Origin of the sequence: Symmachiella macrocystis, from assembly GCF_007860075.1 — a bacterium.
In the GTDB taxonomy this organism is placed as follows: Bacteria; Planctomycetota; Planctomycetia; order Planctomycetales; family Planctomycetaceae; genus Symmachiella; species Symmachiella macrocystis.
Genome location: NZ_SJPP01000002.1, coordinates 371,975 through 395,220 on the forward strand (window position 1 = coordinate 371,975; position 23,246 = coordinate 395,220).

Consider the following 23,246-nt stretch of genomic DNA (forward strand, 5'->3'; position numbering starts at 1 on the left):
TTTTCGGGATCACTCAGCACAGCATTGATATCATCACGCAGACGAACAAGTTGGTCTTGGACGATCGGAATCGCTATCGCTTCGTATGAATCACAGGGGCAAAGCCGCAATGACAGTACAGCCAATGAATGATTCGTTGCGGTCAGACGTGCGGCCTGAAGTCCCAAGTAATCGGCTACCGTGCAACCAAAAGAACTCTCTGACATGGTGACTCCCCTTTGAAATGTGTCTCAAGGACACGGGTGTCGCCTTTGTGTCAATCGGAGCGGAAGGCTGGATGGCTTGCTGCCATGATCGTCTACGCCGCCATGACGAGGTGAGAAACATGGCTGTCCCACTCAGCCACCGAGGCGAGGAAAAGTTCAATAGGTCTTCTGAAACCTCGACTGACGAAAGGCCCGTAAAACCCTGAGTTTTGCGGGCTTCTTTCGTCTCTATATCGTCGCCGCCATCTTCGGTCGAATGGTCAGAGTGTGACTCTACTTGACCCACTATGCCCATGTTTGGTGCAAGCGTTGGTGCAAGCGTTCGCGAATCGGTTTCGCGAGCAATCTGCAACGCTTCGACCGCTTCGGCGGTATCCAACAACCGAGCATCGGTGTAAGTGTTCATCGTCAATGAAATGTCGCTGTGACGCATCGCAGCTTGGGCAACCCTGGGTGCCACGCCAGCTCGCGACAGGTGAGTCCCGAAGGAATGCCGTAACGCATGAACATGGATGATGCGGCCGTCGGCGTCGGTCTTGTCGATGCCCGCGGCTATTAGGTCCCGGTTCATGATTCGCAGGATGCCGGCCGGCACGTTGAACACGGTTTCGGTTCGGTCGTGGCCTTTGATCCATTCCCGCAGATCAGCGGCCAAGTCGCTACGCAAGGGGATGGTCGAACCTTTGCGGCTTTTCTCGTTTGTATGCTGCAACTTGATGAATGGAACATCTCCAAACGAAACGTCGGCAACCTTCAGCGTCCGCAGTTCGTCGGCCCGCATCCCGGTCAGCACGAACGTCTTGTAGATCAGCGACCTCTCCTGACCGAGCTTTCGCAACTTCGCTGTCCGTTCGTCTGATACATTCGCCGCAACTTCGCCTTTCCTGGGTCCGGTGCGAATCGTCATCGCATCTTCCAGCGGGCGCCGTCTTGCCGCATCGAGTAGCCGCGTCAATTCATCTTCGGTCATCGCCCGAGCGATCCGGCGGCGGTCTTGTTTGGCATCGCGTCGTCCCATTCCTTCAAACGGATTGACCAACAACCGCTTTTCACCGTTAAAGTGATACCGTTTGCCGGCCATACGCTTTCCGATGCACCAAAAGCCAAACGCGACCCACGACTCAACGAACCCGTTGTAAACCGATGCAGAAATGGCCTTCGCAGGCGTTTCATCTTCGATCGGTTCCTCTGTCAATGTCCTAAGCCATTTTTCCCGCGAATCAACGTTCAAGTCGGAGAGCCATCGCCAACGGCAAGCATTCGCCGTTTGTTCCATCCGGGTTTCCATCGTCTTGACGCGGTCGGAGTGCACGCCCCGGCTCTTCAAGTGTTCGACGTATGCCTTCAAATGATCCGACAACGGCGTTCGTTGGTGGTCTGCGATCTTGTCTTGCTGGGGCGACAATACTCTCGCCTTGACCAGCTCGGAACGTCTCAGTAACTCGTCAAGAACCGATTGTGCGGCCTGTTTGTCGCGGCATCCGGTCGCTACTTCGCAAACCTTACCTTCACCGTCGCGAAACTTTGCAGTCCATGTTCCGGCTTCGTACTTGAGCCGCTCGCCGACTGCGGTCAGTTCAGCCGTGCGTTGTTTTCCCTTGCGGTCGGTCCATTGTGCAAACCGTTTCGCTTCACCTTTCACCGTACGGGTGAAAATCTTTGCTGCGGTAGGAATCGGTTTGGTGAATTGCTTTTTGAATAGCGTTGCCACAGTCCACCACCTTTCACTCGTTCATGACGAGGCAGAAGTTAAGAGCCGTCGCCAGTCGATCAATCGTGTCGTTGGTCAATCGTCCAGTTCCATGTACGAATCTGTGCATTTGCGAAGGGTCAATTTCCGCAGCAATGCAAATCTGATTGCGGGACAAATCGGATTCAGCGATCAGCCGTCGCAACTGGTCGCTGAAGGATTCCGATTTCTTTCGTCTTTTTGCCATGTCTTTCTCTGTTGCTTGCCAGCCAATACACACATTATCGGCGTGTTGGCTATTGGTCAATATCCCCAAAGATGAGTTTCCTGGCGTTGCGCTCCGCGTCCGTTCGAGACAAGCCGCCGTCGTATTCCAGAATTGCTGCCCGTTCCTCGAAGTGCTCCTCGACATCCGCTTGCGAACTCACTGTTCCAGGAGCGTTGTCTCCAGCCGTACCAGCCCTGACAACCACCACGGGTTCGTCGGCGAATATCGCATTCAAATCGAGCATCACTATCCAATCTGTTGGCTAAACTTCCGACATTCCGACAAACCAAGAATCGCGCCTTTTCCCGCGCGTTCGCTCACACTTTGCCGGAAGTTCTCGTGTCTGCCGGCAAGCTTCCGACAACCGCTTCTCGACTCGTCGGAAGTTTCTTGGAATACTCGCCCGATCCAACGCAAGCAGTTACGCCACATGAGCTTCCCCTTTGTCGGAATGTCGGAAGTGTCCATCAGGGAACACATCATCCAGCGCCGGCAATTCGGGGCAGTCATCAGCAATATCCAACTCCGCCGCGGTGCGCTTCCAGGTTGCGGGCCGGCTACCCTTGTGAGGTTCCAGTTGCTCGACTGTGCCGGCTTCACACAATTCCGCTAACCAGCCCGTAACGGCGCGTCGCGTCGCAGATTCGCCCTTTGCTGCTTCCCTGCTGGTGAATTTTTCATCAACCGCGAATCGATCGGCCAGCCGGTCAGCAAACCGCCGTGCGGGTTCCGAGATTCGGCCGCCCAGTAACCGCGACATTGGACCAGCAAGCAAGTACCGGGCTAACTGGTAATCATCGGCCGACGCGATCAGCCGGGCTTCGGAATCAAATTGCCGCTGATACTGATGCAATAACGTGCTGGCCCGTACCATCGATATCAATTGCGGGAATGCCCGCCGTACTTCGACGCGATCAAAGCCGAACAATTCGCCTAGTCGCGGCGCATAGGGAATCACGATCGGCCACTGCTTCAACATCCGCTGCGCTGCATGATGCCGCTCGACAATCCGCTGCTCGTCCCCAGTTGCCGCACCGCCGCCGTAGCCAGCCGCCAGCCGTTGCACGATTCGCTGTGTCTGTTTCGGTTGCTCATCGGTGTGAAGCAACACACAGCGGTTTGCGTCTTCTTCAAAGATATTCGTCAACGTAGTCGATTCAATGAATGCGATCGGGCCATCTTGTTGAATCAACTTCGTTTCCATCCGATTGCCTTCTTTCAAGGGAATGAGCTGCGATAGTCGTCCCTCGGAAAGTATTTCACGCAAGGCTCGCGTCGCCTCGGCCGTATCATCATTCTCAACCCGCGATCGTTCGCCGGCCACAATAAACCGATGTGACAACGAATCAGGCGGCATGTAGAACAGCGATTGCGGAGTTTGCTGCGTTGCCATCAAAACCGCTTCGGCCGGAAACAGCGATGTCGTCTTCCGGATCAGATAGCTTTTGCCTGATGCCGTCGGCCCTTTCACGATCGCCGCCAATGGTGAATCGAGTAGCCGCGACGTTCCAACCAGATAAATGGTCGCTGTCAGTTGACGCTCGCCGGCCACGCCCAGCGCCGCCACATCATCAACACTCCGTTTCAACAAGTTCCGATCTTCAAGCATTGCCCGTGCTTCGGCACGTGAGAATTTCGACATTCCAGCCAGCAGTTGCTCAGGATCGCCGCGGCCATTGTCTGCTGATTTTTTCGTTGCGGGTTTCGCAAGATCCGCAGCCAGACAAATCAATTTCTTTGTCACCTCATCACGATCAATACCCTCGCGCCCGTCACAAATCGCATCGACAAATGCGTCACGGTCTTTTGGTTTGGTCAGATTCAGCGTGCGGCATTCGATCACTTCGCGGCCCAACGAGACCGTTACCGTCGCCGAACCGTTTCGACCACCCCGGAGGCCTTCAATCCTCAGTCCGTCCATGCGGCACCTACCTTCCTGGTCGTGATGTTCAACTTCCCTACCGGCGCTGGCGCAATCAGCTTGTTGGGATGTGAGCGGCAGGGCCGTCTTGTTGGGAGTGCTACTTCGCATCGTCGCCCCCTTGCCGCCTTCGTGCGGCCTTGGGGCAACCGTCGGCAATCCATTGTTCAATCACCGATCGCGGCCAGCGAACCAGCGAACCCAGTTTGATCGGCCTAGGCATTCGGCCGGCGTCAGAAAGCCGGTAGACGTGCCGTGTCGAGCAGTCGAGCAACCCGGCGACGGCCTGCACATCGAGCAGCTTTGCCGGCGAGTCGGCCGGCGGTGATTGACTTGATATCAGATTCCCCATGAATCGAGTTCACGATAGGCCAACACGGTTGCGGCCTGACGTGTCGAATCATCGGGTGTCAATCTAATCGGAGCGAATCGTTGAAAGCGTTGATTCAACGGTTTCGTTCAACGCTTCGGAAGGCTTGGAACGAAATAGTACACCTTTGATTTCCGCGTTCCTTGTCGTCGCCAGCGTCGCCCGTCGCGGTCAACTCCGAACATTTCATCGGACATTTTGCGTCCACCTTTTGAAGCGGCTCGGTAATTGCGTAATGTCTTAACCGGCAACCCGAGTTTCTTTCGTTTTTTTGGCGAGCTGCAATCCATTCAACGCTTTCGGTATCCAACTTGGGCGTTTCCCGCTCAATCTCTTCAATAACTTGTTGATTCGTTGCCGCTTTAGCTTGCTCGGTTTCCTGTTGTCTCGCCTCCCGGCCCGCTTGTAAGCTGCGGTTGAAGTCGCGTATCTGCTTTAGCTTGTTCAGCTTGGCGTTCGTCTCGGATTTGCCCGTTGTTTGCTTCGCCCGCTGCATTTGTGGCAGCGAAACCGGCTGTTTCAGAACCGCTTCCAGTAGCGCCAGTTCGCGGGGCGACAATTCGGCATCGTCCGGCCCGGCAAGTAGGCGGTCTGTCAATCCGTCCGCCGTGGAGGGCGTTAGCCGCCGTTGGATCGGGTACTGCATCAAGATCGTCTTCACGTACTCGGCCGCTGTGCGCATGGCCTCAAGCCAATCTGGTAGCTCTGTCGCATCATTCGGTTCGTCGGGGAGTCCGTTCAGCGCCACTTCGGTCCCGTTCGCCTCAACGGTCTCTCCCGCCTTTCGCAGCCATGCAGCAGCTTGGCGTGACGATTCCCGCCAGCCGCCCCGCAACGCGAATTGAAGGGCAGCCCACCCCTCATCGCTCATCGGCTCGCCGGGTAACGCAGCAAGGGCCTCTGCTTGTTCGTCTGTGATGAGTTGAAAGCAGTTGGGCTTTAGTCCGGCAAGCGCCTTCTCTTGCTTCTCTGTAAGCTGAACGGGCTTTCCTCGCCCGTCCACTTCCGGGGGCGTCTTGTCAGCTGCCATCAAGTCGTACAACTCGGACAGTTCGCTTTCGACCTTCTCCCGCTCTTCCAGCCCCGTCAAGAAGTAGTCGATGTCATCAACCGCTTGCTCAAGATGTGGGTGGATCGCCTCAAACTCAGATGGTCGCATAAGAAGTCGCCTTTTTGTCCGGGCCGATTCCATCGCGACGATGCAAAAGGCGAAGCATCCATCGCGCTAGAACCGCTTGGCCTGTCCGTTTGCAACCGGATTGGCCGTCCCGATTCTACCAGTTTACAGCCAAGTGGCCCGATTGTGTACGCAATCGCACCTCGAAGCTGATGGCACTGGCGATCCGGTTCAAGCAGATGGTGTTGGACGGCGTGGTGGCCAATCAGGCGGCGCGGGCCCGGTTGGGGCACGTCAGCCGGGTGCGGGTGACACAGATCATGAATCTGCTGAATTTGGCGCCGCATATTCAGGAGGCAATATTGTTCTTGCCGCCGGTGGAGCAGGGGAAGGATGCGGTGACGGAGCGGGAATTGCGACAGATTGCGGTAGATTTGAATTGGCGGCGGCAGCGCAGAATTTGGAATGGCATTCGTGGCAGTTACGAAAAGCGATGTCGATGAGCGAGCGTGTGATGGAACAAACCGCATGCAAAAACATACGTAATCGCCAAATCACGACTGGATCGACACTACCACTTAACCAGTGGTACCATTACCGGGGGCAGGTCATCAGGTCGCGCGTTCTGCTCTCTTGCCCATAAGCTGCATTTGGGGGACAATATCAAGGTAGACCTATTTTCTAATTTGAGCCCCAACTAAGCCTAATGTATCGAATTCCACGTGTAGTTCAAAAACTCGTAATAGCCGGCTTCGCCGTTCTTATCGCAATGCCGCTGGTTGCGCAGGAGCCAAAAGCAACCACCAACGGCCCAGCAACTGAGAAGAACAAGGATGTGAATGCGACGTTGACTTTGGGGGAGGTCGAATCGAAGCTGGCTGCGATCGAATCGGATCCCGGGATCGACGACGTCGTGAAGAACCAGCTTCAGTCGATATACACGCAAGCTATCGAAGCTCTTCGGGAGGCCGATAACAATACCGCCCGTGTGGCGGAATACCGCGAATCGATGATGGACGTGGCGGAGAGTGTCGCGGGATTTCAGGCCCAGTTGCGGGCACTTCCTACGATCGCCGATGTGTCCCAAGTGGGCCAAACTGGGAACGCCAATAAGCTCAAACAGGAGGTTGAACGACAGCGTGCCGTCGCGACTGAGTTGACCGATGAACGATCAAGAATCTCGTCGGAATTGACGCGCCTTTTGGGACGACCTGCCGAAATTAGCGTTCGGCTTCCCGAGGTTCAGCGAGAGTTGTCAGAAATCAATGCAGCGTTTGCAGCACCCGAAATCGCTGCAGCAGCATCGCCGCGGCGGATCGCCAACCGCGTGTTGCTGCAGGCCAGGCAAAAGCAACTCAGTAGTGAGTTGGAGATGCTCAAACAAGAGCAATTAAGTCAGTCTGCGCGCGAGGAACGGCTCGTAGCGCGAAAGGAGTTACTGGCACGCCAGGTCGAAAACGCTGTGGCGGTTTTGAAGGCGCAGGAGCGTTTGTTTCAACAAAGTCTAGCCAACAAGTCGCGCCGCCTTAGCGAGCGTGTAGAGAATTTGCTCCGCGAGTTGCCGCCAGACGATCAGACCGCAATTCAGATGGCCGCAGAAATGCAAGAGCTGGCCAAAGAGTATGAAGTCGTCGTCCTTAGCTTGAAAAAGGTCAATGCGGCACGCGAGAAAGTCAAAACCCAGTCCAATGACCTCAAGGCGGAGTTTGAGAGCATCCGCCAGCAAGTCAAGTTGTCGGGTGGTGGCATGGCCATGGTGCAGTTGCTGTACAGCCTACAAAGCCGCGCGCTCAACGCTCCAGACGAAATGCGGATGCTTCGCCTGTCATCGCTTGAGGAGTTGCGCCTGGGATCCCTTCAGGTTCACCAAAAGCTGCGTGATCAGTCGGTGTTGGAGCGTCAACTGCCTGAGTCCTCGACGGACGCAGCGCGAGAATTAATCACTTGGCGACACGATGTGCTGAAGGAACTGCGGGGCCACTACAGCGCTCTGTTCAGTGCCGTGTCCACGCTCGAAGGGGATAAAACTCTCTATCTCGATAAAGCCGCAGAGGTCAGAAAATACGTTTCAGATCGACTGTTCGGGTTCGATATGCGAAGTTGTCCTCCAATTGGACTGAGCACGCTGAAAGAGACTCCTGAGGGCCTTCGGTGGTGCTTTGCCGCAACTCACTGGCGCGAATTTGGACACGCCTTGTCGAGTATTTTTAGACGCATGCCCATGCGATGTCTAGGAGTCATTCTCGTTGCAGTAGCACTGTTGCTGATGAGGAGGCGTTTTGGCGCCGCACTTGAAACGACCGGAGTTCAGATTCGCCGCATCTCGACGGACCGATACATTCACACTCTCAAGGCCTTACTTTGGACATTTTTGCTTTGCGCCCCGACACTGATCATATTCGGATTCTTTGCATGGGCTCTTGGGCAAGCCCCCGCCCCGAGCGATTGGCTGCGCGGTCTGGATTGGGGTTTGTGGATGACCACGCCTCTCGCTTCCTATACGGCGTTCTTGATGGTGGTGTGTCGTCCCAATGGCCTGGGCGCCGCACACTTTGGGTGGAACAAAGAGACACTGGCACGAATTCGCAGCGCGATTAAACTATTCGCCATAGTTTACTTTCCGGCCCTGGTTTTGATTACAAGCTTCGCATACGGCAATGCGGCAAAATATTTTCCCAGCGTCGCCAGAATGAGTTTCTTGGTGGCTCACATTTGGATAACAATCGTCTACTGGCGGCTTCTGGTCGCGCCAAACGGAATTCTTGCTTCGCTGTCTAGCGGTGACACCCAGAAATTCGTCGCAAGCTTGCGGCGGTCTTTTTTCTTGCTCCTGCTGCTGTGCCCGAGTGCCTTAATGGCCTTGGCATGCATGGGCTACTTGATCACAGCAACACAATTCAGTATCGGGCTCATGACAACCGTTATATTGATCGCGGAGGGCAAAATAGTGTACGGGTTGGCGCTGCGATGGTTCATGATAAAAGAGCGCAGATTAGCGTTCGCGGAGAAACTCGAAGAACGTCGCGAGCGGCAAGAGGCCAACGCAGCAGAGGAATACGCGGAAGCTTCGGAAGAGATTTTGACCGTAGATCCCGACGAGAACGAACTCGACTTGGATTCGATCAGTGAGCAGACGCGTACACTATTGAGAGTGCTGTATGTGCTGGGTGTGGGAATGGCAGTTATCATCTTCTGGTCCCAGAGCTTTCCTTTGATAGAACTGTTGGGATCAATACTCCTGCCCTTCACCGAATCATTCTCGATTTTGGAATTACTGCAAATCGGTTTGCTGTTGACGGTGACATTTTTTGTGGTGCAGAATCTGCCCGGCTTACTCGAACTGGCATTCCTTCGCGCAACCTCAATTGAAGTCGGCACCCGCAACGCCATTACAACATTGTGTCAGTACGGGGTGATTGCGGTCGGCTTGAGTTTGGTGTTGGGCGTGGTACATGTCGATTGGGCACAATTCGGTTGGTTGGCTGCCGCTCTCAGCGTCGGACTTGGATTTGGGTTGCAAGAGGTTGTCGCCAATTTCGTGTGTGGTCTCATACTCCTCTTCGAGCGGCCCATTCGCGTAGGCGACGTAGTGACTATCGACGGTGTGACCGGTACCGTCACCAGCATGCAGATCCGAGCGACGATAATCACAAACTGGGACAGGGGCGAAGTGGTTGTACCGAATAAGACCCTAATTACCAACAAGATCGTGAACTGGACGTTGAGCACCCCACTGAACCGCGTCGTGATTCCCGTCGGCGTGGCTTACGGCAGCGACACCGAACAAGCCCGGCAGATTTTGCTAGACGTGGCGGCTGATCATCCCAATATTCTCACAGATCCTGGACCGACGGCAATATTTGAACAGTTTGCCGACAGCTCGCTGAATTTAGTAATGCGGGCCTACCTGCCGGACCGGGCCAGCCGTGAAGGAACGATCACCGAACTGCACACAGAAATTAAAAAGCGTTTCGCCTCAGCCGGGATCGAGATTCCCTTTCCGCAACGCGATCTCAATCTGCGCAGTGGCTGGGAACACACTTCGCCCATGAGCGGTCTCGAAGCGCCAGCCTTGCATGACCAACCGTCGCATTCCCGATAGATTCCAAGAAGTCTATCCGCCGAATCGGAGAAGGAGCTCGTCAGCCATTAGGATGCATCGAATCGTTCCATGCGCCGATGCAAGGGATTGCATGAGGTAACACCGATGGGCTTGCTGATGTGCTGTTGGTCATATTCAAGAACAGCATTTGGCTGTGAGTAACGAACAAATCGGCCACAAAACCCCAACGCGAGATGATTTCGCAAGCAAGCGATCTCAGCATGACAGCGAAACGCTCGTTTAGGGTAAATCGAAGATGAACGAGGCCTGAACCCGGTGCGCGTCTCCAACCGCACCGTCAACGTTCTCCCGGATACCATACAGATACTCTACCCCGAATTTTGCGCGTTCCCACGGACTCCAGATCAGATTCGCGGCTAGGTACGTCGTGCGTTGGACATCATCACCGGCCTGAAAATCGGAGGTGTCGAGATTATTTTCAGCGTAGGTAAAGTTCGAACTCAGCGAATCGTTCCAGTCGCGAGTGAATCCGACCATCCAACCGAAAATGGGCAGCAGTCCGATCTGATCCGCCGAAATGGGGACGGCATCCGGCAGGCTACGGTAGCTGCCGATCCCATCGCCCACCAAGATCTGGAAATATGACTTCGTGACATCCGTCAGCAGTACAACACCGGTGATGTTCACGCCCCAGGCAGGGAGGGTTTCCATATCGTCACCATACTGCTCGGTGCTCTCCCCCACGAGTTGTCCGCCCACGATGCGGTATAAACCGCCGACCTGAAATCGGCCCCACTCCTGCTCGAAACGCAAATGGCTCGCGAAGTCGGGAGATGGCTTCCGTGGCGCGATGTCGACGCCCGGAAGTGTCTCGATAATGAACCGCGCGTCCTCCACTGCCAAGGCCAGCGTCAAATCCTCACTCAGAATCGCCTGCGTCCAACGAGCCTGCGCCTGGCGTCGGTTGACACTGGAGACGGACCCTTCAAAGTCGAGTGTCGCCGGAGCCGCCGCCACATCTGTGAACGTGGTCCAGGTCTGCCCCACTAGCAGCGAGCCAATTTCCCCGTAGGCATGCCTTAGACGAAAGCGGTCACTGTCGCTGAAAAAATCGCCTTCCACGTAGATCCGTACGATCTGAGCACTGGTTTTCCAACGGGTATCAAAGCTCAGCCGCGATTGCCGCGCGTGAAATCGGGCGTTGGTCCGTGGCGGTGCGCCGACGGGAATGCTGGTGGTGACGAAAGAGTCGGTCGAATCGATAGGATTGAAGTCGTAGATGAAGTCCGCCTTGACCAAGCCGCCAATCTTCATCGCCACATTGCGACCGAAAATGATCAATCCGCCTTCGAATTCGGGAGCAGAATAGAGATCTACGCCAATTTCAAACCGCTGCGAGTCGGAGGAAAACTGCCCAGCAAACCGCTCCGGATCAACATTTTGCGCGTCACCCAAATACATGTCCGGCACATCCGAGCCAGGCTGCTAAAACGATCCTGTTTGTGTGATTTTGGCAAAGCCAGCTTCGGACTCATCACCTACTTCATCCGTCATCCCGACTTCGCCCGAAGCAGATCCTTCCTCCGCGGAAGCTCTTTGTGCATTCGATGATTCAATGCTGATGAGTCTATCAGGTGAAATCGGGACAATCGGAGTCAACTCATCCTGCGCCCGCGCAACTGTCGCGGTGAAGATGGCAATAGAGAGCGTCCATATTCCAGGATTTATGCGCATCGTGCATCATAATGAGACGGGGATTGAGAGAGGAGTGCGGAGTTTAGCAGAAGAGCCACAATACGAAAATATGAGCCTGTGATTTGAGGATGCCATACCATTCGATTCAAACCCTAGGATTTTGAGACAGATTGTACTCGTCTCCCGTCTCGCCACTATTCCGTTGTCAGGTAGAAGAAATCTCAACAATGCTTGGAATTAAAGACTCCTTTGTATAACCACTTAGAAACGACGCCCGTTGCAAAAGCCGCGCATACCAGACATCATTTCGAATTGACGAAACCAGCCCCCGAAAGGGACCGGGTTGTTAACTCCAAGCCCCCTGTTAATTTGAGAGTCCGAGAGTTTTGGCCCGGTTGCTCTCTCTGAAAACAGAGACTTTTCCGCCAGCGACCAGATCGTCGCGAACCTCTGCAAAAAAAGGCCAGAAACGCAAAACGCCCCGCAACCGATCTCTCGGTGCAGGGCGTTAACTGGTCTGTAGTTTCTTTCCGCAGGAAAGAAACGAGCTCCCCGTGCCGGACGCGAACTCTCAACCCACGAGCGAGCATTGTGTAATAAACACCACGGATGCTGGTCGCTCAAGAAACCCTGCGGTCCGATCCACAGTTTGCGCGAGAAACTCGACGCGTTCAACCAATCCGGAGCTGGTGGTAGGCATCAAACAAGCCGCCGCTCGAAAGCCTGACTGTCCCCTGCCGTACGTTTCCTTGCGACCATGCAGTCCACGCAATCGCTCCTTGCCAATCTTGACGGCGGATTTCATTCGGCAATTTAGACGCATATCCGAACTAGGGGAGGTAAGACGGGGTACCGGTCTGGATCAATTTCCGGTCGGATCGGCGATCGACCTTTCGAAGATCATCACCCCTCGGCCCTCATCTCGTCGAGCAGCGCCTTCACCTCCTCGATCGCCATGCGTTCGCGTCTCCACACCTCAGCTTCACCATTATCAGAAGCCGTGGCCTTGGCCGCCACGTCCACGTACTTGGCGTAGCTGCGGATGCTGGTTTCGAGCCAGCCGAGTGCCGCCCATGAGGGGGAAGGAGACAGAGCCAGGTCCAACCGAACCACGGTCGCATGGCCCGGCTTCTCTTCCACAATCCGGAGCCGATTCGCCTGCACCCATCCGATCTCAGCCGACAGCGAACTGTTTGCCGGAAGCTCGGGCCAGGCGTCCGGGATGTCATTCAGGCCCCGAATCATGCTGTCGCTGGGCTTCGCGGCCTGGTCAACATTTAGGACACTGTCCTCTTTATTGACTGGTGGCGGGTACATCCGGTCCAGTTCGCCGTATTTTCAGAGCTGTGCTTCGGCCTTGTCCATCTTCTTCGGTCCGCGGCGGGCGAGACGCATCATCTCATTCCGCTCCTTCTCGATCCCGTTGACCCCGAACCAGCGTTTCTCACGCATGAGGCGATTGGAGACCGAATTCACCAGCTCCCTCGCACGCGAGGCATCGTCGCCGGCCAAATACTCGTCCGCTCGGTCTGAGGGGATGTCCCCCATCTCTTGCTTGGCGTCCTGGTCAGGTGTTTTGGTCATGGCTCGAATTCTCCAGTGAGGGGATTGTAGCCCGAATCCGGCAGGTTTGGTGCTGACTGCTCTGTATAGGCCTGGTCAGGAATGCCGATCAACGGCAGTCCTTTCGCGGTCCGGCGAGCGTTGACCCATTTCAACAGAGAATCGAGGCTGCGTGGGTCGAATTGGCCCCGCTGTGTGTACTGGCGGGCCGTGTCTCCAACGATGCCACCGGCCATTTCGCCAATCGTGTCGTACGTGATAGCGATCAACGTGTTCCGGCTACCCTCTGGTCTAGCCATCGAGTTCTCCCAGATACTGTGTTTACCGGTTTTCTGTGACATCTCATCCGACCAATGTACAGCGACAACCGGGCAAATGATCTATAGCGTATGCTTGCAGAAAGGACGCCGTTCTATCGCCTCGGCTAACCGTTCAACCGCATCAATGCCGAGCGTTTCGGCGATTGCATCGACCAGCAACGAAGCAACTGAACGTTCACCCGATTCGGCGATTTGGTGCAAGCATTGGTGCAAGCGTTCGACGGCAGCAGATTTTGCTCCATGATTTACGGGGGTTTCGTCGCCGTGCCATTTCGTTCGGGACGCAGAGGTCGCAGGTTCAAATCCTGTCACCCCGACTTCTTCTTAGAAATCAGCCCTTTGACGAGTGCGTCGAAGGGCTTTTTCTTTTCTATGACTAGGTTTACGTCACTCACAACCCGGTTCAAACAAACCGCATCGCGCAAGTTGTGGCAGGCGCGGTCGAATTTGTGACAGAGGATTGCCTTGATCTTCTCTCGCTCGGCATTCTTGGCCAGCCACCGCAGCATCTCACTGAAGATCTTTTGCTCCGCCCCCTCTTGGCCGATTCGTCGAGTTCAAATTCCCGGACGACATTCCAACCCAAACGCTCTGTCTTCTCTCGCGTCACTCGCAATTGGGCGTCGATCGCGTACCCCTCTTTTTGTGCGCGGGAAGAGACCCGCATCCAAATCACCACATTCATGATTACGTCTCTTCTTCGCCGCTCAAAAACACTTCCGTCAGGCGTCGGAAGCTCATCAGAATTTCCACGGCTTCGTCCTGGCTGACCACACGCCCATAGGCTTTCGACAAGAAGCGACGGGCTTCGGCAATCCATTCGTCTGACAACCACTGCGTCGATAACGGGCGCACACCGCCCGAGTCGGACTCAGGTCCAGTGTGGATTGTTGGCGAAGGAAATCCAGGCATGTGCGACGAGGTAAGTCCCGCCGACAACTGGATGCGCGTATCGCATCGCGACCCCTGCTCGATTTGCGGTAAACCAGATAATTGTACGGTTTCTAAAGATCGGAAAGTGGACGGGTGAGAATGTGCTCGACCTGTTCGGCGGAAGCAGTTCGACTCTCATTGCTTGTGAGCAGACGGAGCGGAAGGCGTTTCTGATGGAACTCGATCCGCTGTATTGTGAAGTGATCGTCGGACGCCGGGAACAGTTTACAGGCCAGAAGGCGGAACGGGTTTCGGCCACCGAGGAGGTGAAGCCGTGATCTATTTGGCATCTCCCTATTCGCATCCGGACGCCATCGTCCGCGAGCGACGATTCCGTGCGGCCGGTGGGATGGCGGCACGATTGATTCGCGCCGGCGAAGTGGTATTTTCGCCGGTAGCGCACGGGCACGTGATTTCACTGTACGGCGTACCGACGGATTGGTCGTTTTGGGAAGCCCACGCCCGACGGTTCTTGGAACAGTGCGATCAGGTCGTTGTGCTCTCAATCGATGGTTGGCGGGAGAGTGTGGGTGTTGCGGCGGAAATCGAGATCGTAAAGGAACTGAACAAGCCCGTGCGGTACCTCGATTCCGGGGCTCTAACCCATGTGAGCGAGGGCAGAATCGGGGTGAACAAATGGACTAGCTAGATTCGCACACCTAGCGACGGAATACGAGCAGGATGAGAGAGGGATCCGAGAACAACGTGGTAAATAGTCAACAGCGCGGTTTGCAATGCCGGGCATGCGGTCACCAGCGGTTCAGAGTGATTAACACGCGGGCCGCGAAGGGTGGAAAATTGTTGCGGCGACGGGATTGCCGCAAATGTGGCGAGCGGATAACGACTTGGGAACTGGCGGTCGGTGACGCATCAGGTTGAATGCCATACGCCTACTCTGCTCGATGAGTATTTGGGATCATTGTTTACGAGATTTGTCGGTGAAAGGTGTTGGCTTTCAGGTGGTTGCGAGGATGGCACATCCGATAAACTACTCAACGATTTCTGGGCATCCCCTCGGCGGTCCAAGGCGAAAATGATACGCTTGTCCGTACCGATGGCCTCGAAGTTCAGTTGCCAAGATCGTCGCACCATTTTTCCTGAAAACCGTCCGTTTACCAGTTGGTGTCCACGCTCGCTTGCCTAACCGTTGCCATCACTTCTTTCGATTCCCTGAGCTACTCCGAAAGTCGTTCCCACTTCAGTGCGTGTGCGGAGCCGTCCGGGCCCAACAGGCTGAGTGTGAGTTCTTGGTCCGCGAAACAAAACTCTCGCACTAAATCTGTCCCGATCCAGTTTGGGAAAGTCGCGCCTTCGACGTGATGTGTTACTGTACTGTTCGTCGCATCAACGCTAAACGCCCCAAAATAAGAAACGTAATCGCGGTAGGCTGCGTCGCGTTCCGCTGATGTGGCTTCGTGGCGGTTGTCTGATGCGCATCGTATTCGATGGCGCCGCATCAGGCAGGCAACCATCTTTCCGTTGGGTGAGTACATGATCCGGCCGAGCGGCTGCTCGCCGTAAGGATGTCGAATCGTCCCGTCCGGCAATGTAGCGGTCCACGAGATCAGCGACCAGGCTCCAACGAACTGTTCCGAAACTTGCGATTGGCCGGTAGACATTAGGCGTACCTTTGCGGGTGTTGTGATAGTTCAGTGAGAAAGTCGTCCACTAATGCTTCCAAATCGTATGTGGGTTGCCAGCCCCATTCGTCGCGGGCAAACCTATCGTCGATCGGATGGATGGACTTGTCGAGTCGGGCTTGAATCTCCTGGTCGATCTCGAAGTCGATTCGGGCACCGGGGATTTTTCGTTCGACAAGATCTGCTAGTTCCTGCGCCGAAGGGCTTGGGCCGGCAAGGACGTAGTTGACCATCTGAATCTGCTCCACTGGAGCTTCGGCAAGTTCGACTATTGCGCGCGCCGCGTCTTTGACATACAGGAGCGTAACGCGCATCTCTGGACGCACCCAGATAGTAAAATGCCTTCCGTTAGCAGATTCCTCGATCATGTGCGAGGTGTACTGAACTGAACCAGGAGTGCGGACGCCAGGGCCCACAATCGACGGAAAACGTACGCCGCGAAAGTCGATTCCGTATTTGCGCCGGTAGAACATCCCCATATGTTCGCCGAACACTTTACAGGCGCCGTAAAACAGCATCGGCCGCTGCAGGGTCAGGTCGTCGATCGGGCGATCATCGAGATCTTGGCAGTATGTCCCGATAGTGCTGCTAAAAATCACTTTTGAAACGCCGTGAATCCGCGCCGCTTCGAGAACATTGTACGTTCCCACCGCATTGGCCAAAAACGCAGCCTGTGGATTATTATCAGACGGTAGCGACAGCATTCCGCCGAGATGATAAATCACGTCAGGTTGAGATTTCCGCACAACGTCCAATACCTGCCTAGATTCTCCCAAATCACCCTGTTGAATCGTCACGCTGGTCGCAAGCTCGTCTAGCCGTTGTGTCGAGTCATTGATGTCGAAAACCGTTAGTTTCGACGCACCGCGCTTTGCCAAAGTTCGAACGACCTCAGCCCCGATAAGGCCCGTACCGCCCGTAATTAATGCTTCCATAGCATATCTCGCCGTTCCAGTTTGGTTTTCGGTATAGTCTTTAATAGCGAGCCCCGAAAATCAATGACAATGTACAGATTCAGTTTTGCGCAGAGAGTGGTCGAGTGCCGGGACAAATTCCAGCGGCGCATCAGACTCAACACCGCGCGTTGGTGTCCAGGACCGCCGCCAGAAACCGTCGTTCGCAGAATCCCAAGAACTCGACGGCAGACTGTTCTATTTCTTAGGACGCGTTTGATTAGGACTGTATTGTCAAAAACGTTGCCTGCAAGGTTTTGAGACTCGCCGACTTTCGAGGCGCAGGCACGCCCGCTTCCAGAATGAATACCCGGATCAAGTGCTTCGCCGCTGTCCCATTGGACAGATATACCTGGCGTCCGGGTAGACATTCCATCGCCTAAGCATTGGGCGATTCGGTGTGATGCCTTTTGCCGTGCGAACAGGGCGACGACGTTTGCCCACCTAGCCAAAAGGCGGAACGTTAACGAATCCTACCACCCACGAGAAAACACCCCGACGTGGCGAACGTGGGGCGTGTGTGGCGGCCCGGGCCGAGAAAGGGGCTATTGGTTGACCGCATAGTGCATTGGAGTATCAGGCCCCCGCCGCGTTTGCGGCCGGTTGCGTTCTTCCGGGCTTCGCCACGCTACGCCCTCCAGAACACAGCCGCACTATTGAACCCCGATTCTCTCACTGAGCGTGGTACAAACATCGGGGTAAGGTCAAATAGGTGGACGCATGCAAAAAAATCAAGTTGCCCAGTACTCGTCACTTTCATGTTGCTTTCCAGTTTTTTGCCAGCCACCGCGTGCGACGTGCCCGTGACTAACAAGGCCAAATCGATCATGTCGCGGACAGAGCCATCGATTCCCGGCGATTTGGAAAAAAGTTCCTTCGTGCGGAACTGCAGACCCAGCGCGCGACCACTGAAGTCTATGAATTCTTAAACGGCGCGGCGATTATTGATCACAAAAACGTGCTTTACGCCAACTAGACTTACAGTCCGGTGAACGAGAACGTTTCCACGAAATGCTGCAATGACATGATGAGACGAATACGGCGATCACAGTCGACCAGTGAATTCGAAAAACGAATCGACCTGCGGTTGAAATGGCTGGATGTGGTTTCTTCGAAAGCGGTATACTATTGATTAATCATGGTTCGTACAAATGGCAATGCGTAGTGTCCTGATGGCTGTGTTAAGTTTGGTTGAAGGTTTTCGGAATGAGTGAAGCCCAGTCTGAGAAAATTTTGAAGAGGCATGATGCGTCGTCGCAATATGGTGGTGGGGTACGTTGCGGATTTTTATTCGCTCCGGTGGATATCGCGTCGATTGTTTTCTTTCGGATTCTATTTTGCGGCATCATGCTATAGCATGTCTCCAAATACTATCGCGAGAAACTGGTCGGTTTGCGGTTCTATGCGACCAATCCCAAGACGGGCAATTCGGGAAGTCTCGACATCCGCCCTTACGTCACCGAACGGCAGATTCGACGACTGGGAAAGGACCCCGATATGATCCTCGACTTCGTACATTTCCTGCACGGCGAATTATTGAAACAGGGGAATGAAGAGATCGAGATTCGCGTACTAGCGCTCGCGGCGCTCAACGGCCGCAAACCGCAGCCGTTGGTCGCCCCGACGATTGATCTCGCCCAAGTCCCCCGCACGCTGTTCCACCAAAAGGAGATCATCGTACCGCTCACCGAGCCGCTCCGTGAACAGGCGTGGGAGGTGCCGTTACTCGATTGGGAGCAGCACCCCGATTTACCGAACCATCGGCGAAGAGGAAGAACACTCCACCGGTGTGCTGGCTGGCGAAACAGTCATCGCAACCTGTGGGGTTGGGTGTCTTGGTGGGACGCGTTTCCTTGATCACATTCTGATGTTGGTCGTTCGTGCCGATGCAAACTGGGAAGTCCCTGGCGTTCCCGTCGGTAGCATGGGGAGTTAAGCGTGCGGCCTCCGTATTGCCCTCGCCGATACAGATCGTAGCATTGGCCCATCCTGTTTGAATTCCCCACCAACGGACCCGATAGCCTTTCGGAATCGGCCTATTGGTTCGATTTTCAGGGAACCCGTTTCATTTGCCTCAACACCAATGAGCAAATTGACGTGCAAACGCCCTGGCTGGAAGAAGTTCTCAAGGACAATCCCAACAAATGGACGGTCGTGACGCACCACCATCCGATTTACCCGTCCAGCTGCGCACAAAACCCAGAAATCCGCGACGTTTGGCAGCCGCTGTACGACAAATACGGCGTCGATATCGTCCTGCAAGGCCACGACCATAGCTACGGCCGCACCGGTTTGATGGGCCACGAACACAATCTGCCGACCGGCGTCACCGTCCAAAGCGAGAAGGCGGGAACGCTCTATGTCGTTTCGGTTAGTGGCCCCAAACAATATGGCCGCAACGAATTCCCCTTCGTGCGACGGGCGGAAGATACGCAACTGTATCAGATCATTACCGTCGATGGCGATGAGTTGCGCTATGATGCTCGCACAGCAACCGGAGCTTTGTATGACGCTTTCACGCTACGCAAACGCGATGGTGAGGTCAACGAGTTGATCGAACGCGTTCCCGATACGCCTGAGTACCGCCGCCCGGAAATTAAGAAAAAGCCATGACACTACGATCCGAAAGCCAAGCTTACGCCGGTCGCAATCTCTTATGAACGACGTAGCTGTTCGCGGATACATGCGTTTTGAATAGGGAACAATTGCACCGGCCCGATTTCGAATCGATCGCACGGTCCAAAAACTATGACGGGCAAAAGTCGAATGACGAAATTCAGTTCGGCGAAAAATTGTTTGGCAGGGCTGTCGGGGGAAATCATGGTAGCGAGCAGCGGCCGCGATCTCAAACTGGTGAGTTTTCAAGCCAATCGCGCACTGCGAGCACGGATGTGAAAAGTAGCGATAATGAAAACCTCAAGCAGTGCGTTCGTGCCACTGAATCAGCCCGCCGAGTCATTCTCGGCGGACGAACTGATCGAGTACGATCGTGTTGTTTTCTGGAGGTGGGTCAGTGCACAACAGCTGTCGCGAGCAGAATGTAATCGGCCCGGCTGTAATTCGTTACTGACAATTTTCGCAGAGGGTTCCTATCCTTTTGTCGGCCGAAAGGGACTCTAACTCAGTAAGCCATTACCATTCAGCAGGTTGTGGAATCAGACTCAACGAGCATGGTTACGAAGAAGGTTCCTTTCAGGGTGACTTGAAACGAAAAGAAGCATTTGGCTTTAGTTGAAGTTATTGACGCTTGGCCAATAATCGATGGGCGTAGATCGATCTCTCGTTAGATACTGGAACGCGTCGACTCCATATTACGACGTCACTGTTCAGGCGCATCAGTGGTCCCGTAGTCAATATGAGTCCCCCAGAATGTTGAATGGGGATAGAACCGTTTCCATGAACCCGCAAACGAAACCACTCCTGGTAAGCGTTTCAATCGAGCGAGAGAGGCGTCGGTTCCCATCTGCTTACCAGTGAGTTGATCCCATATCCGACCCGTTTCACGATCTCGTAAGTGTTTATCGCTCTGCGTAAACGTTAACGTCTGGCCATCGACCGAACGGCTATAAAGCGATGCAGTAAAGCTCTTCGCATCGAAGAGTACTAGCACCGGAATGCCATTCAGCTCTTCATTGAGGACTGGTTGTTTTATCAAATCGGCAAACCCCCATGCGCGGGCTTTGGATTTGTTATCGAACCCGATCACGAATCGCTGGGGAGCCTTGTAGAAATCACCCTGAAAGCGATGGGATGTCCGTCGCAGAATCCCCACTGTCGTTTCGGGATGTTGTGACTTCCATATCTTCCATGTGGTCATTGTGACGGGAAGACGCTCAAGAACAGTGCCTTGGAATTCGCCCTGCATGGACCGCCCCAGCATATGACTCCACAAACTGTCCGACTCTTCGTCAACCATCACCAAATTGCGTTTCCACAGCAGCCCTGAAACGGAGAAGGTTAACACTTCCCCATGAACTTCGCGCGCGTAAACTATGCCATTGTGACACAGAAAGCACCAGGTGACGGCGATTGCTTTTCCGCCAACTTCGTCGTTTAGAATTTCACGGAACGGACCGTTGATCATGTTCATCGGATAGGCCCGCGTTTCGCCTTTGATCTCGACGCCCAGGATCATCTCATCATCCAAGACAGTCTCGGACCCCTCAGTCGCATCAACAACAGCAAAATCGGTAATCGGACGCATTTTGGGCAAAACTCGAATCGGGGAGAATTCCTCCGATTTGGGAGCAGGCGGTTGGTGCGATGAAACGGTTGCGGGAGTAGCGTCAGTTTCCGGCTTCACAACTTTGCTTTCCTGGTAGGCACGCGCTTCTTGGAGCACGCCAAGGGGCGAACTGGCGAGGATGGCCAAGAGGGTCGCGACTATGATCCCCCGCATTCTTGGTATCGGAAACGTTGCCGGAAACACTGTTGGCACTCGCGGGTGTTTGCCATTATTGAATTGCATTGGTATTCCTTCTTCAATAGCTTGCCGACTGATGGCACGATGGAACTTTGGCAGCCAATATAATCCCAGTCGTCCATCGATCCGCGGATTGCTTCATTCGACGACCGACGTCTCCGGGTGAAAGGCATACCAGGCAAACCACAACGAGTAGAGCCATTGCACGCCCTCATCAGCCTGCACCACGCGTAAACTGCGCGACTGCGGGTCGAAATTAATCACAATCTTTTTTCCGTCGATTTGTTCTTCTATGCGAGTCCGCTCTTTACTAAAAATGGACTCAGGATAGGCCCGTGAGGTATTCGCCGTCCACACTCCGAGCACGCGCGCCTTTGTGGGCAATTTGTCACTCATGGGCTGCACGGGAAACATCAACTGCGGCCTGTCATAATACCCTGCATACGGATCGCGACCGTAATAGCGTCCGTCCGTCGAGAGTACCTTGGTCATCGGATGACGGGACCGCCAGTCTTGCCATGTGGTCAATTCCAACGGAAGCGTCTTGAGAGTGAGTTTTGACGCCGGACCGGAAATGCCTTTTGTTTGCAACTGAGACCACAGGCTTTCCGCCATGTCGGATCGGTCGTACATCAGCACATTGCTGTTATAAAGCAAACCTGAAACGCCGAACGCGCGTTCACCGAGCGGCGTGCGCCGATCAAATACCATGGCGGAGTCGCACAGCGGACAGTACGTGACGGCTAGCGGAACGTCGCCGATACGGTCGTTGACGATTTCGTGATACATGAGGATTTTTAGCGGGTAAGCGCGGGCCTCATCGCCGCTGACAAAACCGATGACCCGATCCTCCCCTTGCAGATAGTAAGCATCCGCGGCCTCTAAGAAATTTGGGTCGCTCAATGCGGGGATTCCATCCTTGCCGGGGCCGCCGTCACGAATTTCGTTCGCCGGCACGGTGACGTGAGACAAGTCAAACGGAATGTTCGCGATCCGACTATTGCGTGCTTGTTCGTTGCCATTGATTAGAAATGCTGTATTCCGTTTAGGATCATCGTTCCACACTGCGATAGACGAATAGATTTGCCAAGCCACCGCGACTATCAAAGCGAAAAGCAAAATCTCAACTACGCCCCACATTCGCCGTGCCACGACCGCACGAGGTTGTTTGCCAACTCGACCTTCTCCATCACGCCCGTCACTTCTCTCAATGCGTTCCTGTTGATCATTCGTCATGAGTAGCCCCTCCGCGCTGTTTTGGCACGATTAGATTTCGTATCCAGCTTCCAAAGACGCTTTGACACTCAATGGGCGACTAACCGTCCTTCACCGGCTATCTCTGCTGAAGGCGATGCGTTGGACTGCAGAAATCATTTCCCGCATCACTCAATCGTTCGGCACAGAAAAAAGCGGGGTGAGTAATGACAATTTCGCTACGGTCAATACTCAGCAAACGTTCGTTTCGCAACTCACCAAGAATGCTCTTAATCGTCTCTCGTGAAGCTCCAATAAGGCTTCCCAGTTCCTGGTATGACAACCCCATCGCAATTCGAATTCCGTTCCCCTGGGGAGTTCCATAATCCTCGGCAAGCTCTAACAGTAGTTGCATCAGTCGCTGCCGATGTTTCTGGAACAATACAGATTTCAGGCGGCCTTCGATGCGTCGTCGACGGGCGCCAAAAAGCGTAATTATATCAATCGAGAGATTGCCGTTTTCTTGCATTACACCACGAAGCGCAGTGACAGGAATGCTAACGACCGTTGAATCTTGGATCACTTCACAGCTCTCTTCACGCGGCCCGGTATGACAAATTGCCATTTCACCGAACAATCGCCCCGGCATGACAAGCATCAGAATGGACTGTTTTCCGCCGTCGTTGACATGAGCAACACGAACTTGCCCACTGACAAGTAAATAGACGTGCTGCGATTGGTCAGTTGCCCGGTAGACAAGCGTTTTGTGGGGAATCACTTGTATCCTGCTATTCTCAGCAAGCTGCAGGCGCTGTGCGCGTGTGAGCGCTTTCAGCGTTTCACAATTCCGCAAGCCTCGCGTTATCTGGTCCATTGCCGCGGTATTCCTT

Annotated in this window: 26 protein-coding genes and 1 pseudogene; 8 read left to right on the forward strand and 19 right to left on the reverse strand. The window is 54.5% G+C overall.

All coding sequences use genetic code 11. The features are described 5' to 3' along the window. Positions 1-90 precede the first annotated feature (90 nt). The 6 genes from CA54_RS19510 to CA54_RS19530 form a co-directional block, all read right to left on the reverse strand. Positions 91-1,917 (reverse strand): tyrosine-type recombinase/integrase, encoded by a 1,827-nt coding sequence (locus CA54_RS19510; protein ID WP_197532628.1) that lies wholly within the window; start codon positions 1,915-1,917, stop codon positions 91-93. A 13-nt stretch (positions 1,918-1,930) separates the two neighbouring features. Further along, positions 1,931-2,143 (reverse strand): helix-turn-helix domain-containing protein, encoded by a 213-nt coding sequence (locus tag CA54_RS29495; RefSeq protein ID WP_197532629.1) that lies wholly within the window; start codon positions 2,141-2,143, stop codon positions 1,931-1,933. A 49-nt stretch (positions 2,144-2,192) separates the two neighbouring features. Further along, on the reverse strand, positions 2,193-2,408 hold the full coding sequence (locus CA54_RS29500) for a hypothetical protein (protein WP_197532630.1): 216 nt from the start codon (positions 2,406-2,408) through the stop codon (positions 2,193-2,195). Positions 2,409-2,585: 177 nt separating this feature from the next. After that, the gene (locus tag CA54_RS19520; RefSeq protein WP_146372678.1) at positions 2,586-4,085 is read right to left on the reverse strand and encodes a hypothetical protein; all 1,500 of its coding nucleotides are present in this window, start codon (positions 4,083-4,085) and stop codon (positions 2,586-2,588) included. Between the two features lie 100 nt (positions 4,086-4,185). After that, the gene (locus CA54_RS19525; RefSeq protein WP_146372679.1) at positions 4,186-4,437 is read right to left on the reverse strand and encodes a helix-turn-helix transcriptional regulator; all 252 of its coding nucleotides are present in this window, start codon (positions 4,435-4,437) and stop codon (positions 4,186-4,188) included. A 94-nt stretch (positions 4,438-4,531) separates the two neighbouring features. Further along, positions 4,532-5,614, reverse strand: a complete 1,083-nt coding sequence (locus tag CA54_RS19530; protein ID WP_146372680.1) for a hypothetical protein — start codon at positions 5,612-5,614, stop codon at positions 4,532-4,534. 170 nt (positions 5,615-5,784) lie between these two features. Between CA54_RS19530 and CA54_RS19535 the strand changes: the two genes are divergently transcribed. Together CA54_RS19535 and CA54_RS19540 are read left to right on the forward strand one after the other, a co-directional pair. Next, entirely contained in the window at positions 5,785-6,075 is a 291-nt protein-coding gene (locus CA54_RS19535) for a hypothetical protein (RefSeq protein WP_146372681.1), read from the forward strand. 266 nt (positions 6,076-6,341) lie between these two features. After that, entirely contained in the window at positions 6,342-9,674 is a 3,333-nt protein-coding gene (locus CA54_RS19540) for a mechanosensitive ion channel domain-containing protein (RefSeq protein WP_231963132.1), read from the forward strand. 240 nt (positions 9,675-9,914) lie between these two features. Here CA54_RS19540 and CA54_RS19545 read toward each other — a convergent pair whose 3' ends face one another. The 7 genes from CA54_RS19545 to CA54_RS29505 form a co-directional block, all read right to left on the reverse strand. Continuing rightward, the gene (locus CA54_RS19545; RefSeq protein WP_146372683.1) at positions 9,915-11,096 is read right to left on the reverse strand and encodes a DcaP family trimeric outer membrane transporter; all 1,182 of its coding nucleotides are present in this window, start codon (positions 11,094-11,096) and stop codon (positions 9,915-9,917) included. 24 nt (positions 11,097-11,120) lie between these two features. Beyond that, positions 11,121-11,369 carry a hypothetical protein gene (locus CA54_RS19550; RefSeq protein ID WP_146372684.1) on the reverse strand — a complete coding sequence of 83 codons (249 nt, stop codon included), beginning with the start codon at positions 11,367-11,369 and terminating at the stop codon, positions 11,121-11,123. 864 nt (positions 11,370-12,233) lie between these two features. Next, positions 12,234-12,647: a hypothetical protein gene (locus CA54_RS19555; protein WP_146372685.1), complete on the reverse strand. Its 414-nt coding sequence runs from the start codon at positions 12,645-12,647 to the stop codon at positions 12,234-12,236. 21 nt (positions 12,648-12,668) lie between these two features. Continuing rightward, the gene (locus tag CA54_RS19560; protein WP_146372686.1) at positions 12,669-12,914 is read right to left on the reverse strand and encodes a hypothetical protein; all 246 of its coding nucleotides are present in this window, start codon (positions 12,912-12,914) and stop codon (positions 12,669-12,671) included. Beyond that, on the reverse strand, positions 12,911-13,192 hold the full coding sequence (locus CA54_RS19565) for a hypothetical protein (protein WP_146372687.1): 282 nt from the start codon (positions 13,190-13,192) through the stop codon (positions 12,911-12,913). Before CA54_RS19565 ends, CA54_RS19560 begins: the two co-directional genes overlap by 4 nt. Positions 13,193-13,521: 329 nt before the next feature. After that, complete coding sequence (locus CA54_RS19570) at positions 13,522-13,722, reverse strand: hypothetical protein (RefSeq protein WP_146372688.1); 201 nt, start codon at positions 13,720-13,722, stop codon at positions 13,522-13,524. Positions 13,723-13,900: 178 nt separating this feature from the next. After that, the gene (locus tag CA54_RS29505) at positions 13,901-14,044 is read right to left on the reverse strand and encodes a hypothetical protein (RefSeq protein ID WP_197532632.1); all 144 of its coding nucleotides are present in this window, start codon (positions 14,042-14,044) and stop codon (positions 13,901-13,903) included. Positions 14,045-14,205: 161 nt separating this feature from the next. Here CA54_RS29505 and CA54_RS19575 point away from each other — a divergent pair, with 161 nt between their 5' ends. From CA54_RS19575 to CA54_RS30205, 3 genes are read left to right on the forward strand one after another with little or no spacing between them, the layout of a single operon-like run. After that, a complete protein-coding gene (locus tag CA54_RS19575) occupies positions 14,206-14,424 on the forward strand; it encodes a site-specific DNA-methyltransferase (protein ID WP_261343751.1) in 219 nt (72 codons plus the stop codon). Continuing rightward, a complete protein-coding gene (locus CA54_RS19580; protein WP_146372690.1) occupies positions 14,421-14,795 on the forward strand; it encodes a DUF1937 family protein in 375 nt (124 codons plus the stop codon). The genes CA54_RS19575 and CA54_RS19580 overlap by 4 nt, the downstream gene beginning before the upstream one ends. Before the next feature lie 32 nt (positions 14,796-14,827). Further along, complete coding sequence (locus tag CA54_RS30205; protein ID WP_390816927.1) at positions 14,828-15,025, forward strand: NrdR family transcriptional regulator; 198 nt, start codon at positions 14,828-14,830, stop codon at positions 15,023-15,025. Positions 15,026-15,321: 296 nt separating this feature from the next. Here CA54_RS30205 and CA54_RS19585 read toward each other — a convergent pair whose 3' ends face one another. Both CA54_RS19585 and CA54_RS19590 read right to left on the reverse strand, forming a co-directional pair. Continuing rightward, positions 15,322-15,765, reverse strand: a complete 444-nt coding sequence (locus tag CA54_RS19585; RefSeq protein WP_146372691.1) for a lipocalin-like domain-containing protein — start codon at positions 15,763-15,765, stop codon at positions 15,322-15,324. Then, complete coding sequence (locus tag CA54_RS19590) at positions 15,765-16,721, reverse strand: NAD-dependent epimerase/dehydratase family protein (RefSeq protein ID WP_146372692.1); 957 nt, start codon at positions 16,719-16,721, stop codon at positions 15,765-15,767. Before CA54_RS19590 ends, CA54_RS19585 begins: the two co-directional genes overlap by 1 nt. A gap of 1,401 nt (positions 16,722-18,122) precedes the next feature. Between CA54_RS19590 and CA54_RS30210 the strand changes: the two are divergent. Continuing rightward, positions 18,123-18,416: pseudogene (locus tag CA54_RS30210) on the forward strand (HTTM domain-containing protein); the annotation flags it as partial. A 7-nt stretch (positions 18,417-18,423) separates the two neighbouring features. Here the strand turns inward: CA54_RS30210 and CA54_RS30215 are convergent. Further along, complete coding sequence (locus CA54_RS30215) at positions 18,424-18,600, reverse strand: H-X9-DG-CTERM domain-containing protein (protein WP_390816930.1); 177 nt, start codon at positions 18,598-18,600, stop codon at positions 18,424-18,426. Between the two features lie 206 nt (positions 18,601-18,806). On the opposite strand from CA54_RS30215, the gene CA54_RS19605 reads away from it, so the two are divergent. Continuing rightward, a complete protein-coding gene (locus tag CA54_RS19605) occupies positions 18,807-19,352 on the forward strand; it encodes a metallophosphoesterase family protein (RefSeq protein ID WP_390817256.1) in 546 nt (181 codons plus the stop codon). A 153-nt stretch (positions 19,353-19,505) separates the two neighbouring features. Continuing rightward, a complete protein-coding gene (locus CA54_RS30025) occupies positions 19,506-19,634 on the forward strand; it encodes a hypothetical protein (RefSeq protein ID WP_261343742.1) in 129 nt (42 codons plus the stop codon). A gap of 424 nt (positions 19,635-20,058) precedes the next feature. Here the strand turns inward: CA54_RS30025 and CA54_RS19610 are convergent, their stop codons facing one another. The 3 genes from CA54_RS19610 to CA54_RS19620 all read right to left on the reverse strand — a co-directional run bounded on the left by CA54_RS19610 (position 20,059) and on the right by CA54_RS19620 (position 23,230). Next, entirely contained in the window at positions 20,059-21,207 is a 1,149-nt protein-coding gene (locus CA54_RS19610) for a DUF3179 domain-containing (seleno)protein (protein ID WP_146372695.1), read from the reverse strand. 93 nt (positions 21,208-21,300) lie between these two features. Beyond that, complete coding sequence (locus CA54_RS19615; RefSeq protein ID WP_146372696.1) at positions 21,301-22,398, reverse strand: DUF3179 domain-containing protein; 1,098 nt, start codon at positions 22,396-22,398, stop codon at positions 21,301-21,303. 97 nt (positions 22,399-22,495) lie between these two features. Next, a complete protein-coding gene (locus CA54_RS19620) occupies positions 22,496-23,230 on the reverse strand; it encodes a Crp/Fnr family transcriptional regulator (protein WP_146372697.1) in 735 nt (244 codons plus the stop codon). Between the last annotated feature and the right edge of the window lie 16 nt (positions 23,231-23,246).